At 49.7% G+C, this 14,527-nt stretch carries 16 protein-coding genes; 5 read left to right on the forward strand and 11 right to left on the reverse strand.

The annotated features are described in order from the left end of the window. From ACJAZW_RS13150 to ACJAZW_RS13160, 3 genes are all read left to right on the forward strand, one after another. Positions 1-954, forward strand: a 954-nt coding sequence (locus ACJAZW_RS13150) for an SLC13 family permease (RefSeq protein WP_415158833.1), incomplete at its 5' end; no start/stop codon positions are given. Between the two features lie 56 nt (positions 955-1,010). Beyond that, on the forward strand, positions 1,011-1,778 hold the full coding sequence (locus tag ACJAZW_RS13155; protein ID WP_415158835.1) for an arginyltransferase: 768 nt from the start codon (positions 1,011-1,013) through the stop codon (positions 1,776-1,778). A gap of 3 nt (positions 1,779-1,781) precedes the next feature. Then, complete coding sequence (locus ACJAZW_RS13160) at positions 1,782-2,786, forward strand: endonuclease/exonuclease/phosphatase family protein (RefSeq protein ID WP_415158837.1); 1,005 nt, start codon at positions 1,782-1,784, stop codon at positions 2,784-2,786. Here ACJAZW_RS13160 and parC read toward each other — a convergent pair. The 9 genes from parC to rpoZ form a co-directional block, all read right to left on the reverse strand. After that, positions 2,783-5,029 (reverse strand): DNA topoisomerase IV subunit A, encoded by a 2,247-nt coding sequence (parC, locus tag ACJAZW_RS13165; protein WP_415158839.1) that lies wholly within the window; start codon positions 5,027-5,029, stop codon positions 2,783-2,785. The two genes, ACJAZW_RS13160 and parC, sit on opposite strands and share 4 nt — an antisense overlap. 57 nt (positions 5,030-5,086) lie before the next feature. Then, the gene (gene recO, locus ACJAZW_RS13170) at positions 5,087-5,809 is read right to left on the reverse strand and encodes a DNA repair protein RecO (RefSeq protein WP_415158841.1); all 723 of its coding nucleotides are present in this window, start codon (positions 5,807-5,809) and stop codon (positions 5,087-5,089) included. A gap of 9 nt (positions 5,810-5,818) precedes the next feature. Then, entirely contained in the window at positions 5,819-6,745 is a 927-nt protein-coding gene (gene era / locus ACJAZW_RS13175) for a GTPase Era (protein ID WP_415158843.1), read from the reverse strand. Further along, positions 6,735-7,445, reverse strand: coding sequence for a ribonuclease III (gene rnc / locus ACJAZW_RS13180; RefSeq protein WP_415158845.1), 711 nt, complete (start codon positions 7,443-7,445; stop codon positions 6,735-6,737). Before rnc ends, era begins: the two co-directional genes overlap by 11 nt. Continuing rightward, positions 7,442-8,221, reverse strand: a complete 780-nt coding sequence (gene lepB / locus ACJAZW_RS13185) for a signal peptidase I (protein WP_415158847.1) — start codon at positions 8,219-8,221, stop codon at positions 7,442-7,444. The genes rnc and lepB overlap by 4 nt, the downstream gene beginning before the upstream one ends. Before the next feature lie 49 nt (positions 8,222-8,270). Further along, positions 8,271-8,669, reverse strand: coding sequence for a holo-ACP synthase (gene acpS / locus ACJAZW_RS13190; RefSeq protein ID WP_415158849.1), 399 nt, complete (start codon positions 8,667-8,669; stop codon positions 8,271-8,273). An 11-nt stretch (positions 8,670-8,680) separates the two neighbouring features. Then, complete coding sequence (pyrE, locus tag ACJAZW_RS13195; protein ID WP_415158851.1) at positions 8,681-9,265, reverse strand: orotate phosphoribosyltransferase; 585 nt, start codon at positions 9,263-9,265, stop codon at positions 8,681-8,683. 3 nt (positions 9,266-9,268) lie between these two features. Beyond that, a complete protein-coding gene (locus ACJAZW_RS13200) occupies positions 9,269-11,548 on the reverse strand; it encodes a RelA/SpoT family protein (protein WP_415158853.1) in 2,280 nt (759 codons plus the stop codon). A 105-nt stretch (positions 11,549-11,653) separates the two neighbouring features. Further along, the gene (gene rpoZ, locus ACJAZW_RS13205; RefSeq protein WP_415158855.1) at positions 11,654-12,025 is read right to left on the reverse strand and encodes a DNA-directed RNA polymerase subunit omega; all 372 of its coding nucleotides are present in this window, start codon (positions 12,023-12,025) and stop codon (positions 11,654-11,656) included. A 279-nt stretch (positions 12,026-12,304) separates the two neighbouring features. On the opposite strand from rpoZ, the gene ACJAZW_RS13210 reads away from it, so the two are divergent. Both ACJAZW_RS13210 and ACJAZW_RS13215 read left to right on the forward strand, forming a co-directional pair. Then, positions 12,305-12,859: an NYN domain-containing protein gene (locus tag ACJAZW_RS13210; RefSeq protein ID WP_415158857.1), complete on the forward strand. Its 555-nt coding sequence runs from the start codon at positions 12,305-12,307 to the stop codon at positions 12,857-12,859. Positions 12,860-12,910: 51 nt separating this feature from the next. Further along, a complete protein-coding gene (locus ACJAZW_RS13215) occupies positions 12,911-13,528 on the forward strand; it encodes a uracil-DNA glycosylase (protein ID WP_415158859.1) in 618 nt (205 codons plus the stop codon). Positions 13,529-13,533: 5 nt separating this feature from the next. On the opposite strand, the gene smpB is transcribed toward ACJAZW_RS13215, so the two are convergent. Both smpB and ACJAZW_RS13225 read right to left on the reverse strand, forming a co-directional pair. Then, a complete protein-coding gene (gene smpB, locus ACJAZW_RS13220) occupies positions 13,534-14,016 on the reverse strand; it encodes an SsrA-binding protein SmpB (protein ID WP_415158861.1) in 483 nt (160 codons plus the stop codon). A 6-nt stretch (positions 14,017-14,022) separates the two neighbouring features. Beyond that, a partial coding sequence (locus ACJAZW_RS13225) for a dihydrodipicolinate synthase family protein (RefSeq protein WP_415158863.1) occupies positions 14,023-14,527 on the reverse strand: 505 nt, incomplete at its 5' end.

Consider the following 14,527-nt stretch of genomic DNA (forward strand, 5'->3'; position numbering starts at 1 on the left):
TTAGCCGCGACACGTGACAAGCTGACTGAATCCCTTAAACTTTGGCGCGCTTTTGACAACCCAATCCAACCGGGTTCGGATGAAGGCACGCCAGATCATGGTGTTGTGATGTGTGAAGCGCTTGTGCAACCTGGCTCACGCCTCATCAATAATGGGGTCGACCAACGCGGCTTTCTTGCCCAACATGGTTGTTTAATTCTCGGGGTTGAACGCCGCAGCCGCATGCCGCGGGAGTCGCTGTCTGATATTCGTCTTGAAGCAGGTGATGTGCTTTTGATCGCAGGTCCGGCGGACCGGATCAACAAGATGCGTGGTTTGCAAGACATTGTGGTGATCGAGTGGAGCGCATCAGAGTTGCGCCCTCACCGCTTTGCGCTACGCGCCCAGCTGGTGTTTCTTGCAACAGTAATTGCCATTGCAACCGGGTTCGTGCCGATTGTATTTGCGGCAATTGCAGGCGCATTTGGCATGCTGGCTATGGGTTGCTTGAATATACGCCAAGCGACACGCGCAATCGACAGACGTATCATTCTGCTTGTTGGCTCAGCCATTGCAATGTCCGGTGCGCTCGAAGCAACTGGAGGCGCGCAAATGCTGGCTGACTGGGCCGTGGGCAGTCTTGGCAATGTCTCTCCATCCATCGTGATGGCCATCATTTTTATTGTCGTGGCCATTCTCACAAACGTGTTGAGCAATAATGCGACGGCTGTTTTGTTCACACCAATCGCCATTTCGACAGCGCAGAGCCTGGGCGTTGATCCATTGCCATTTGTTGTCGCCGTCATTTTGGGTGCCAATGCATCATTTGCCTCACCCATCGGCTATCAAACCAATCTTTTGGTGATGGGGCCAGGTCATTATCGCTTCAAACACTACTTCATTGCAGGTGTGCCACTCATTTTAATCGTTTGGGTTACATTCAGCATTGTTGCACCATGGTACTATGGGGTCTAAACTCGCTTAAATGAGTTGCCGATAGGGATGGTCGATATGTTGATCAGCGAACGGATATGACCGAACACAGTCCTTCAGACTTGCAGTTTTATTTAACCGCCGAAACGGCGTGTCCCTATTTGCCAGAACGACATGAGCGCAAATTATTCACTCATTTGGCAGGCAAACGAAGTGCTGATTTGCACAATATGCTCAGTAAACATGGGTTCCGCCGAAGTCAAAATATAGCGTATCGCCCTGCCTGCGAAGGCTGCCAGGCGTGTATGTCAGCCCGCGTTTTGGTTGGTAGATTTGAGCAAAGCTCTAATCAACGGCGCATTTGGCGCAAAAATCTCGACATCGTCAGTACCGACGTTTTTCCCCATGCTACGCAAGAACAGTATTTGCTGTTCAAACGATATTTGAAAGACAGGCACCGCAATGGCGGCATGTCAGAAATGTCGCATCTGGACTATGAGTTCATGGTTGAAGATACACCCGTTCAATCGGTGGTGGTTGAATACCGCGAGCGTACGCCACTAGATGAAAAGCCGGGCAGACTGCTGGCCGTTGCATTGACAGATATTCTACCAGACGGCATTTCGATGGTTTATAGCTTCTTTGAAAAGGACCAGCCCAGACGAAGCTTGGGAAAATACATGGTGCTGGACCAAATCGAACGCGCCCGCGCCGCTGGACTGCCGTATCTATATTTAGGATACTGGGTCAAAGATTCGCCCAAAATGGCATATAAAAGCTCGTTTAAACCGTTGGAAGTTCTTGGAAACGGCGATCAATGGCAACAGCTGGATGACGCCCAAGTCGGGCCGGAACGAGATAAATAGCACGTGAAAAGTCAAGGCCTACTGTCCATTACCAAGTTCATTTTCGCAAGCGGTGTTTTTTTCGTTTCGCTGAGCGCAATTGCGGGTTTTTTGGCATTCGCTCTGTGGCCATTAGACGCTTTTAATCACTTTCAACCAATTATTTTTCCGATCAGTTTGGTGCTGTTTTTGGTCAGCGCCATTTTTGCGCGGCGCCAGCCTTTTCGCGGGCTCGTGTTGAGCGTTTGTGCAATAGGGTTTGTCGCTTCAAGTCTGGTGATTATTCCCGAGTTTATTGGCGCCTTCACCTACAAGCCTGTTCGCATTCAACAGTCTGACACGAGCCGCCGTTTGATGACATTCAATATCTACGCGAAGAACGAAGACTTAGAGGGGCTTTTTCAAAGTGTAAAAGAGCAAGATCCTGATGTTTTGCTCATTCAAGAATATTGGCGTTGGCACCGCGAGGGATTGGAAGAGCGCTTGTCAAAGCTCATGCCATACAGCGTTCATTGTCAGGGCGGTAAAAGATCGTTCCTAGGCGTCTATTCGAAGTACCCCTTAAAAAAACTGAGCGTCCATAATTGCATTGATTCAATCAGTGCCGAACAGCGCACCTCAATCATTGCAGTTGAAGTTCAAGACGAGATTCCGTTCAATGTTGTAACTACCCATTTTGATTGGCCAATTCCTGCTGAAAGACAAAACGCACAGATGCAGGTTGTGGTTGATGCGCTGAATGGCATTGACGGACCAATGCTATTTGGCGGCGACTTCAATTCAACGCCATTTTCTTACGCGTTCAAAAGTCTCGTTCGCAAATCTGGCATGCGGCGCGCAGTTTGGTTGATGCCGACTTGGCCCGCCCCACCGACATACCCATTCGATATGCCAGCGTGGCTACAACTGGATCACATACTCTCGCGTGGCAATGTTGTAACCGGCGTTCCCTTTCGCGGGCAGAATGGCGGCTCTGATCATTTTCCACTGGTCGTCGACTTTGCCGTGGGCAAAGACCCGAGCAACTAGCCTTTGAATTTGTTATTACGCGGAAAGCCTGTGGGGGGCTGTCGGCCTGCTTGCGCACGTTCACCAAGCCATTCAATCAACTCGCCTGATGGTTTTGAATAGGTGCGGCCAGAGCTATCTGTCCACGTCAACCCATCTGCATTATTGAACAGTTTGACGTCAGAAACGCCACCATCTTTATAGCGTTGCAGACGCACACCTTTACCGCGGCCCATTTCTGGCAACTGATCACTTGGGAACACCAAAAGCCGGCGATTTTGCCCAATCACGGCCACCATGTCGCCGTCAGCATGGACAAAAATCTTGGCTTCTTGATCACCTGAGACGTTGAGCACCTGCTTACCCTTGCGCGTGTTCGCAACCATAGCGTCTTCTTCAACGATAAAGCCGTTGCCAATATTTGAGGCAATCAAACGTTTTGTGCCGGGCACGTGGACACATATATCAAGGATGTCCGCCCCTTCTTCTAAGTCAATTAGAATGCGAACTGGTTCGCCGTGCCCGCGTCCGCCAGGTAGTTTATCTGCCAGTAATGTGAAGACTTTACCGTTGGTGGCAACCAGCAAAACCTTATCCGTCGTTTGGGCGTGACACCATTTTTTCAACTTGTCGTCAGTTTTAAAGACTTGTCCGTCCACATCACTCGTGTGGCCCTTAAGGGCACGAATCCAGCCTTTTTCGGACAATATGATTGTCACTGGCTCACGTTCAATCATCGCGGTTTGGATGTCTTCGAAGTTTGCGACGGGTGCTGTTTCAAAGGTGGTGCGGCGTTTCCCGAGAATTGTATCCTGACCGTATGCTTTTTTGAGGTCTTTGATTTCGTAGGAAATGACATCCCATTGCTTAGGCTCAGAGGCAAGCAATCCCTCAATATCAATTTTCTCGCCGGTGAGGTTGTCAAACTCTGTGCGAATTTCAACTTCTTCGAGCTTACGCAAAGCGCGCAACCGCATATTGAGGATGGCTTCAGCCTGAACGTCATTCAAGTTGAATGCCGCCATCAAAGACTGTTTGGCATTGTCTTCTTCCCGGATGATGCGGATAACTTCATCAAGGTTGAGGTAAGCAATTAAATAGCCGCCCAAGACATTGAGCCGATGCTCAATGTGGCGCAACCTATGGTTTGATCGGCGAACCAACACCTCTTTGCGGTGCTCAAGCCATTCACGCAACGTATCGCCAAGGCCGAGGACTTTTGGTACTGCGCCTTTCGTCAAGACGTTGAGGTTGAGAGATATTCTGCTCTCAAGGTCAGTGAGTTTGAATAATGATTCCATCAAAAGAACAGGATCAACCGTGCGTGTTTTCGGCTCAAAAACCACGCGGACGTTTTCATCGGATTCATCGCGAACATCGCGCAACAACGGCAATCTTTTGGCGATCAACAAATCCGCGATTTTCTCAATCAGGCGGGCTTTTGGCACTTGATAAGGAATTTCTGTCACCACAATCTGATAACCACCGCGCCCGGTGTCTTCAGTAGTCCAGCGCGCGCGACAGCGAAATGCGCCGCGTCCCGTCTCATAGGCCGCGATGATCGATGCTTCGTCATCCACCAAAATCCCACCTGTGGGAAAATCGGGACCCTTGACGTAATTCACGAGCGTTTCAGTGCGCGCATTTGGCGTTTTGATCAGGTGTAATGCGGCATCACACAGTTCAGCAACATTGTGGGGGGGAATGGACGTGGCCATGCCCACAGCAATGCCGTTCGACCCGTTTGCTAAGAGATTGGGAAAGTTTGCGGGCAGAACGATGGGTTCTTCATCTTCACCATCATAAGTGTCGCGGAAGTCCACCGCATCTTCGGTGATACCTTCAAGCAGACGCGCGGCGACGTCCGTCAGGCGCGCTTCGGTGTACCGCATTGCAGCAGCGCTATCACCATCAATATTGCCAAAATTGCCTTGCCCATCTGCAAGTGGGTAACGAACCGCAAAATCTTGTGCCAGGCGAACCAGCGCGTCGTAGACCGACTGGTCTCCGTGCGGGTGAAATTTACCAATCACGTCACCAACAACCCGCGATGACTTCTTGTAGCCCTGCCCCGGTTCAAGCTTGAGCAAGCGCATCGCATGCAAAATCCGACGGTGCACAGGTTTTAGCCCATCGCGCACGTCAGGCAAGGCCCGTTGTGTAATCGTTGACAACGCATAATTCAAATAGCGTTCTTCCAATGCTGAACGCAGATTTAAAATTGGCAGGTCGCCGCTATCGTCTGGGGGCAGTTGTTGGCCCATTGCAGTGCCTCGTCGGTCGTAAATTTGGTTTTAGTGACTATCGAATCAACTTGTCGATTATAGCGCTTTACACAGGGAAATTATCAGCCGTTCACGCATAGAAGGTGGGGATAATTGACGCGGAAGCCAAATATGCATGTTTAAAAAGTGCTCAGTTAGGCTGAAGGCTGCTTCCACCTCGTCCTTTTCGCTTAAATCGAGCGCACCGCCAAACATGTGCGGCAGCCGCATCAACTTGGAAAGATAGGGTTGTGCCGCTTCGGCAGTAACTGCCCGCCCGGTTTTCGGCGAAATATACGCTAGGCCGGTTTGCTCACCAGTCAACGCGCAACTGGCGACATCTATGCCAAAACCTAACTCATTCAATAAACGCATCTCAAAACTGGCCAGTGCGCAACCTAATGGGTATCCATCCGCTTCATTGTCATGCATGGCGTTTGCTTCGGCAAGCAAGCGGGGATGCGGGTCTCGTTCGGGCAACACTCTAAGATGCTCACAGATGAGTTGGCTGAGCGACAACCGATCGCGACTTTGCATCAACGCTGCGGCTCGAAGTGATATTGCTTCGACCGAAAATGCACCCAAATGATCTTCCAAGCGTGCGCGCCAATTCAATTCTACAGTGTTTCCGGGCTGCAAAATCGCCGCGAACCGCCTTGAACGACCACCGCGCACAAGTCCTAGATGACGGCCGTGCTTTGTAGTCATGGCTTCGATGATCACGGCGTTTTCGCCGTGCTTTCGTGTGCCAATAATCAGACCTTGATCCCGCCATTCCATTTGATTTGCCTATTTGGGAAACTCAAGCCCCATTTCGCGATAGCGTGATGGATCATCGGCCCACTTTTCACGCACCTTCACGAACAAGAACAAATGTACTTTTGTATCGAACATTTCGCATAGTTCTTTGCGTGATTCTTCGCCAATTGTCTTAATGGCCCGGCCATTTTTGCCCAACACGATCATTTTATGGCCATCGCGCGCCACATAGATCACTTGCTGGATACGGTAGGAGCCGTCTTTTTGGGTCTTGAAGCTCTCGGTTTCCACCGTCGCGCCATAAGGAATTTCTTCGTGGATACGCAGGAATAACTTTTCGCGCGTTACCTCCGCTGCGGTCAATGCCATAGTGAGGTCAGTCAGGTGATCCTCTGGGAAGTGCCAATGATCAATCGGCATTTGGTCGGCACAATATGCAACAAAGTCTTTGACCCCATCGCCGTTGAGCGCTGAAACCATAAAGGTTTGTTCGAACCCAATTTTATCGTTGATCGTTTTTGCCAATTCCAACAGTTTTGAGCGTTCAACCTGATCGATCTTATTCAACACCAGCACTTTGCGCTGTTTATAATTCTCAAGCCCTTCGATAAGGCGCTCAACTTCGTCAACAAGCCCCCGCTTGGCGTCAACAATCAACGCCACCAGATCAGCATCACCAACCCCGCTCCAAGCAGAGTGGACCATTGCACGGTCTAGGCGTCGTTTGGGCTTAAAAATGCCAGGCGTATCGACGAATATGATTTGCTCTTTTTCAAGCGTCACAACGCCACGAACTTGGGCGCGCGTGGTTTGCGCCTTATGCGTCACAATAGATACTTTGGTACCAACCAGCGCATTGAGTAATGTGGATTTACCGGCATTTGGTGCGCCAACAAGCGCCACAAAACCGCATTTGGTGTCTAGCTTTTCGATTTCATTGTTCTGACTATTCGTCATCTTCACTCCAAATGCCTTCGCGCACCAAAAACTTGGTGGCGGCTTCATGCTCGGCAAATTTCTTTGACTTGCCTTCAGACTGCTCTGGGGCGTGTTTATCAATGCGCACTTCAATCGTGAATTCGGGTGCATGGTCGGGGCCTTCACGCGCCACTTCCACATATTGAGGCAAACTCAATCCACGCGACTGCGCCCATTCTTGCAGACTGGTTTTTGCATCGCCGCGGCCGTCAGTCCCGGCCTTTATGAATTTTACAAACCGCGTTTCAATGAATATTCGCGCCGTTTCCAGACCGCCATCAACATATAGCGCGCCAATTATGGCCTCGCAAACATCGCCCAATATGGCTTCTTTGCTCGCGCCACCTGTTTTGGCTTCACTTTGCCCAAGAATGATGGCCTTTCCCACTTCGAGCGTGCGGGCGACTTCCGCGCAGCTTTCCTTGCGCACAACTGCATTCAATGCTCGGGACAAGCCGCCTTCGTTTGCACCAATATTGTCGCGCAACAATCTATCGGCAACCACAAGTCCCAACACGCGGTCGCCCAAAAACTCCAGCCGTTGGTAAGATTCTTTTGTTCGCTTCGTGGGGGCGATTGCGCTCGAATGCGTAACCGCCCTTTGCAACATGGATGGGTCTTTGAATTGATAGCCAATTCTGGCTTCCAATTCGCTTATGGCGCGATCTTGTTTGCTCATTGATAAACAGATTGGAACATACGCTCCAGACGAACGTTGCCAGGCCAACGCCAGATTTGCCAAGGATTGATATTATCTTTGATGGAGAAGAAGCGCACCTCGGCCTTGCCGATAAAGTTCTCTAAAGGCACATAGCCAACTGACCGAAGCACACGACTGTCCGCAGACCTGTCCCGGTTGTCGCCCATCATGAAAAAATGCCCATCCGGAACCACATATTCAGCAGTATTATCAAGTGCTTGATTGTCAGAAATCTCCTGAACAATGTAACTCGCACCATTTGGCAAGGTTTCGCGATATAGGATCACAGGGATCGAGGTGCCATAGCTGTCTGTATCTATTTTGGTGCCGACACGCTCTTTTTTGACTGCCGTTCCATTGATATTCAGCACACCATTCTTCATTTGAATTGTGTCACCTGGCAGACCAACTACCCGCTTCACATAGTCCACATTTTGCGGTACTGGGCGGAAAACGGCAATTTCGCCCTGTTCTGGTGCACGCCCAAAAATGCGGCCATTGATTGGCAAAAACTCGAATGGCGAGAATGAATATTTGCTATATCCATAGGTGTATTTCGATGTCAAAATATAGTCACCAATCAGCAAATTAGATTGCAGCGATGCGGTGGGTATCGAGAATGGTTGAAACAGTAAACTTCTGAACACAAGGGCAATCAAAAGCGCTTGGAACAAAACGACTACGGTTTCCCATATATCATTTTTGACTGTGGGTTTCCCGTTTGCACTGGGTTTCGATTTGGTTTTTCCGGCCATTAAATCCTACAATCTCGTCTTTGTTTGGCGTCTTATCGGCGCAAAACGCCTAAACTGCAATAGCTTCGATGATAACGAACGCCTGCGCCAGGCCATTATCATCTGTAATTGTGATGTGGATATGGACATCATGTCCATCGGGTACAAGCCGATCCAATGCTTTGCGCGCGCCATTTTGCAGATTAATGGTGGGTTTGCCAGATGGCAAATTGATCACACCTATATCTTTCCAAAACACCCCACGTGACATGCCCGTGCCCAGCGCCTTTGCACAAGCTTCTTTTGCGGCAAACCTTTTGGCGTAACTCGCAGCCCTTTGCTTGCGCCGATCAGATTTTTTGCGCTCAATCTCGGTGAAGCAGCGATTGGTGAAACGCTCGCCATGGCGCGCAAGGGTTTTCTCAACCCGCGCGATCTCACAAATGTCGTTTCCTATTCCAATAATCACTGCGCGCTACCCTATTTTAGTCCTCTGCTGCCCGGTTTTATCGCCGGTATTGCTGCCAATTCTGGTGGCAACTCGTCGGGTGAATATGCGGGGACTTTGAACCCTGTAAGTGCAACCAAAGGCACACCAACATCCGCTTCGCCATCAGAGCGGTCCACCAGGCAAGCGGCAGCGACGACGTCTGCGCCTAATTCTTTCAGGCAATCCACACACTCTCTAATGGAAAGCCCGGTCGATACAATATCTTCAACCACAATCACTTTTTCACCTGGTTGGATTTCAAATCCACGGCGCAATTCGAATTTGCCATTCACACGTTCGGTAAAAATGGCCGGTTTTTTAAGATGCCTTGAGGTCTCATAACCGGGAATAATGCCGCCAATTGCGGGCGACACAATTTGCGAAACATCCCCAAAACCCTGAGCGATGATTTTCTGCGCAAGTGCTTTGCACAATAGTTCAGCTTTTTCTGCGTGCATGAACACACGTTGCTTTTGTAAGAATGTTGGCGAACGTAGCCCAGAAGACAGAATGAAATGTCCCTCCAGAATTGCACCGCAAGACCGAAATACATCCAGCACTTCCTCTTTGTTCATCCTCTATTCTCCCTGCTCAAGCTGTTGATATTGTTTGCTCATATTTTGAATAATTTCAGCCTGCGCTGAAGAAGCGCGCACGGCTTTTGCGACGCCCACGATCCGCATTAATGTTGCGATTACATCGTTCAATTGGCTGATATCTGTCAGTTCCAACTCAAACAGCATTTCATTGAAATCGACCGCGGCGGAGCGTGAAAGCAAATTTGAAATGTTGGCACCAGTTGCCGCAATCGCCGATGTTACTTGCGCAAGTATGCCGGGTTTGTTGACAGATTGGACCGCTAAAACCGCGCGATAACTTGTTTTATCGTCATTTGTTAAATCCCACAAAACATCAACCCACAAAACCTCTTGCTCATGATGGGCAAGCAATGCCTCCGACGCAATTGGATAGATTGCTAGCGTGCGGTCGTTTGTTAGAATACCAACCAATCGGTCGCCAGGCAGCACACCTTCCGCCGCAATGATAACGGGCGTTGCAAAATCAAGGCTGGAGAAAGTCAGGGACACACTGTCGGGCAAGTTTTGCCCGCCAGGTACACGAAATTTAAACCCGGGTGCTTGCGCCAAGGAAAACCAGCCATCAGCTGATGTACCAACCCGCAGATCGAAGGGTTTGCGTTTCTTGCCCTTTTCAGCGCCGCGCAAAATATCGATCTGTTTGATCAGTTCGTCCCCTGTAACAGTTGCTTCGCCAAGCGCAATGCAAAGAGAGCGCAGATTGTTGACATGCACTGCTGCAAACAATTGTTCGGTTTCATTTTTGTCGAGCGCCACCGCTTCGCGTTCCAAAATGGCATCAAATATTTGCTGCCCAAGGACTTGCGCGCGTTCTTGTGAGGCGTGTCGCAGTGAGCGTCGGATGGCCGCCCGCGCTTTGCCGGTTATTGCAATATTCTCCCAGTTTGGCGGCGGCAAGTGAGATGGATCTCGTACAATTTCCACTTCGTCACCATTTCGCAACTGGGTATTTAGCGGCATCACCGTGCCGTTAATCTTGCAGCCCACACACGTCTCGCCAATATCTGTATGCACCGCATACGCAAAATCAATAGATGTGGCGCCGCGCGGTAATGCAATAAGGCGGCCGCGTGGTGTAAAACAAAACACTTGGTCTTGGAACAATTCGAGTTTTGTATGTTCCAAGAATTCTTCGGGATTGTCACCTTCAGTAAGGTGCGCGATGGTTGAACGCAGCCATCCGTAAGCGCGGCTTTCTTTTTCCAGCCTGCTCATGTCGCCAGAAATGCCCTCTTTATAAAGAGCATGCGCCGCAATCCCAAGTTCTGCAATTTTGTGCATCGCTTTGGTGCGGATTTGCAATTCAACGCGCTGACGGCTCGGTCCGACAATCGTTGTATGGATTGATCGATAGTCATTTTGCTTTGGCGTAGAAATATAGTCTTTGAACCGACCTGGCACAACAGACCACGTCGTGTGCACAACGCCGAGCGTTTGATAACATTTCGCCACATCTTCAACGACGACGCGAAACCCGATAATGTCGGAAAGTTGCTCAAGGCCAATGGATTTGCGTTCCATCTTTCGAAATATTGAAAAGGGCGCTTTTAGCCGCGTGGAAACGTCCGCCAATATGCCTTCTTCAACAAAACGTGCGGCCAGTTCCATCCGGATTTCATCAACTACCTTGCGATTTTCTTCTTGGTAATCGGCAAGGCGATCAGAAATTGCTGCATAATGCTCTGGATGCAACGTTTTGAAAGACAAGTCTTCCAATTCCGAACGCATATCCTGCATACCCATGCGACCAGCCAAGGGCGCATAGATCTCCATGGTCTCCTGCGCGACGCGTTTGCGCTTATGTTCAGGCACAAACTCCAGCGTACGCATGTTGTGCAATCGGTCGGCCAGCTTGACCAAAAGAACGCGCACATCCTCGGCGATTGCGAGCAAAAGTTTTCGCAAGTTTTCGGCTTGGGCCTCTTCTCGAGAGGTTAGATTAAGTCGATCAATTTTCGTCAATCCATCAACGATCGCGCCAATATCGTGACCGAACAGCTGATCAATTTCAGCCCGTGTCGCATCCGTGTCTTCGATTGTATCATGGAGCAAAGCCACAGCAATCGTTGCGTCATCCAAGTGCCATTCCGTCAAGATCGCGGCAACTTCAAGTGGATGCGCGAAATACGGATCGCCGGAAGCGCGAAACTGGGAACCATGTTTGCGCATGCCATAAACGTAGGCTTTGTTCAGCAAAGCTTCGTTGGCATTTGGATTATAAGCTTGTACGAGCTCTACCAGCTCATATTGACGCATCATTGGATTTTGCGCTGCCCCGGGTTTGAGAAAAATGGAGTTGATTCACGAAAAAGGCGTCGAAACCGACGCCTTGAATCTAACTGAATGTTGCGATTTGGCGCAAGATTAATCGTCGCGCCGCTCTGGTGGCGCAAGACCTTCGATACCACGAAGCAATTCTTCTTCACTCATTGTGTCAAAAACCATGCCCGTATCATCGTCGCTGCGGCTCTCAATGAGTGGCGCAGTTTCAGCTTCCGGCTCATCAACTTCAACATATTTTTGAAGCGAATGGATGAGATCCTCTTTGAGGTCACCGGGTGAAATTGTGCCATCGCCAATTTCGCGCAACGCAACCACTGGGTTTTTGTCGTTGTCCCGATCAACTGTGATTGGGGCGCCAGACGAAACCAACCGCGCGCGGTGGGAAGCAAGCAATACCAATTCAAAGCGATTTGGGATTCGTTCAATACAATCTTCAACTGTGACACGCGCCAAAGTGAATTCTCCAAAAACTAAAGGTGCAGGCTGCCGTGCTTACAACAAAGGAAAAATGATTACAAGGGCCAAATTTGCTCCGCATTGTTCAACAATTCATTATCGACACAATCGTGCGAATTGATCTATTAAGGCGCAGAACCAAAGTAGTGTGATTTGCGTACCAATGGTGCTACACTTTGCGGCGTGAGCACGCTTTTACCGAATCATGTGGTAATTTTATGTCAAAAGCTGCAAACTTATTTTGTTTGTAGATGAAGAGTAAGGCAAATTTGCTGAATGTTTGATCCGAGTGAAAAAATTGTCCTGTTTATGGACGGTGCCAATCTTTATGCCACCGCAAAGGCATTGGGCGCTGAGTTAGACTACCGTCGTATGCTGGCTGAATTCCAGAGCCAAGCCTACCTTTTGCGCGCCTATTATTATACGGCGCTTGTTGAAGACCAAGAATATTCCTCCATTCGCCCCCTTATCGACTGGCTGGATTATAATGGATACACGGTTGTGACGAAGCCCGCCAAGGAATTTGTGGACTTTCAAGGTCGGCGCAAAATTAAAGGCAACATGGACATCGAGATCACCATCGATGCGCTAGAATTGTCAGATCATTACGATCATTTGGTGCTGTTTTCTGGTGATGGTGACTTTACAGCGCTTGTTGCTGCGTTGCAAAAACGTGGAAAAAAAGTGACCGTTGTTTCGACAAAAGCAACAGCCTCGCCGATGATTTCAGATGATCTTCGCCGCCAGGCCGATTACTTTATGGATATTGCCGACTTGGTAAAATCTGTGGGCCGCGACACGCCAAAAACAACAACAGAGCCAGCTAGCTAAGCTTGCTCTAATTCAGGTTTGTTGAACAAATTGCACGATACGAATCCGCCAATGGACTGTCAGTTATGCCCACGGCTTGTTTCGTATCGTGAAGATGCGCGCGCAAAATTCCCTGACTGGCACAATGCGCCGGTGCCGAACTGGAGCGCCCCTTCCCCGCGATTAATGATTGTCGGACTTGCGCCCGGACTAAAAGGGGCCAACCGAACTGGTCGACCCTTCACTGGGGACTGGGCTGGCGATTTACTGTATCAAACGCTGGTGAAGTTTGACTTTGCGGTTGGGCAATATGACAAGCGGTCAGATGATGACTTGGAGCTGACAGACGCCATTATTGTGAACGCGGTGCGCTGCGTTCCGCCGGAAAACAAACCCGTCGGTGCTGAGATCAACAATTGCCGACCATATCTGAGAGCCACCATTGACCAGACCAAATCTGTGCAATGCGTTGTTGCGCTTGGCGGCATCGCGCATAACTCGTTTTTGACGGTATTTGACGTGAAGAAAAAAGACTTTCCGTTTGGCCACGGCAATGAACACCAGCTCCCCAACGGCACTTTGTTGATCGATAGCTACCATTGCTCGCGGTACAACACGAACACTGGCCGCCTGACCGAAGAGATGTTTGAAGATATTTTTGCACGGGTCAGAGAGATTGTTGGCCGCTAGTCGGCTTATCCATGCTCTTTCATCACGCGAGACTTTTGGCGGGCCCAATCCCGATCACGCTCGGTCTGGCGTTTATCGTGACTTTGCTTGCCTTTTGCCAAAGCGATCAGCACCTTCGCCATTCCACGATCGTTGAAATACAGTTTCAAAGGCACAATCGTGTTGCCGTGTCTTTCAACAGCGCCCATCAGGCGGTTCATTTCTTTCTTGGACAAAAGAAGTTTGCGTTTGCGTCGCTCATTATGGTTGAAGCGGTTGGCTTGTAAATATTCGGGGATATGGGCATTAATCAGCCAAATCTCACCATTTTCTGGGGTCGCATAGCTTTCAGTTATCTGCGCTTTGCCGTTGCGAAGTGATTTCACCTCGGTGCCTTGCAACATTATCCCAGCTTCGATGGTATCTAGTATCTCATAGTCATAGCGGGCCCGGCGGTTTTCAGCCACCAAACCCGATATTGCCTTGTCTTTGACTTTTTTTGCGGCCATTTGGTCCTACACAAGACCTGCATGTTCAAGGGCCGCATCAACGGCCGCTTTTGTGCTTTGGGAAATCGAGACGAGCGGTAAGCGCACATCTGACTCACATAGCCCAAGCAGTGACGCAACATATTTCACCGGCACCGGATTGGGGTCCTTGAACAAAGCCGTATGCAACGGCGCGAGTTTGTCTTGTACAGCCAAGGCTTTAGCAAAGTCGCCACTCAAACAAGCTTCCTGCATTTGATTGCAAAGTTTAGGTGCAATGTTGGACGTCACAGAAATACAGCCCTGTCCGCCATGTGCCATGAAGCCAAGCGCAGAAGCATCGTCGCCGGTAAGGTGAACGAAATCGTCGTCCAAATAATGGCGTTGCAATGACATACGCGCCATATCGGCCGTTGCATCTTTTACACCGACGATATTTGGGCAAGCTTTGCGCAACCGCACCATCGTGTCGATATTAATATCAACGATCGAACGGCCGGGACTATTGTACAAAAACATTGGTAACTCGGTC

It is taken from the genome of Maritalea sp. (assembly GCF_047634455.1).
Classification (GTDB): domain Bacteria; phylum Pseudomonadota; class Alphaproteobacteria; order Rhizobiales; family Devosiaceae; genus Maritalea.

Coding starts and splice junctions, on each gene's coding strand:
- ACJAZW_RS13155 (WP_415158835.1), top strand. CDS start 1,011: ATGACCGAACACAGTCCTTCAGACTTGCAGTTTTATTTAACCGCCGAA.
- parC (WP_415158839.1), bottom strand. CDS start 5,029: ATGGGCCAACAACTGCCCCCAGACGATAGCGGCGACCTGCCAATTTTA.
- recO (WP_415158841.1), bottom strand. CDS start 5,809: ATGGAATGGCGGGATCAAGGTCTGATTATTGGCACACGAAAGCACGGC.
- era (WP_415158843.1), bottom strand. CDS start 6,745: ATGACGAATAGTCAGAACAATGAAATCGAAAAGCTAGACACCAAATGC.
- rnc (WP_415158845.1), bottom strand. CDS start 7,445: ATGAGCAAACAAGATCGCGCCATAAGCGAATTGGAAGCCAGAATTGGC.
- lepB (WP_415158847.1), bottom strand. CDS start 8,221: ATGGCCGGAAAAACCAAATCGAAACCCAGTGCAAACGGGAAACCCACA.
- pyrE (WP_415158851.1), bottom strand. CDS start 9,265: ATGAACAAAGAGGAAGTGCTGGATGTATTTCGGTCTTGCGGTGCAATT.
- ACJAZW_RS13200 (WP_415158853.1), bottom strand. CDS start 11,548: ATGATGCGTCAATATGAGCTGGTAGAGCTCGTACAAGCTTATAATCCA.
- ACJAZW_RS13210 (WP_415158857.1), top strand. CDS start 12,305: ATGTTTGATCCGAGTGAAAAAATTGTCCTGTTTATGGACGGTGCCAAT.
- ACJAZW_RS13215 (WP_415158859.1), top strand. CDS start 12,911: ATGGACTGTCAGTTATGCCCACGGCTTGTTTCGTATCGTGAAGATGCG.
- smpB (WP_415158861.1), bottom strand. CDS start 14,016: ATGGCCGCAAAAAAAGTCAAAGACAAGGCAATATCGGGTTTGGTGGCT.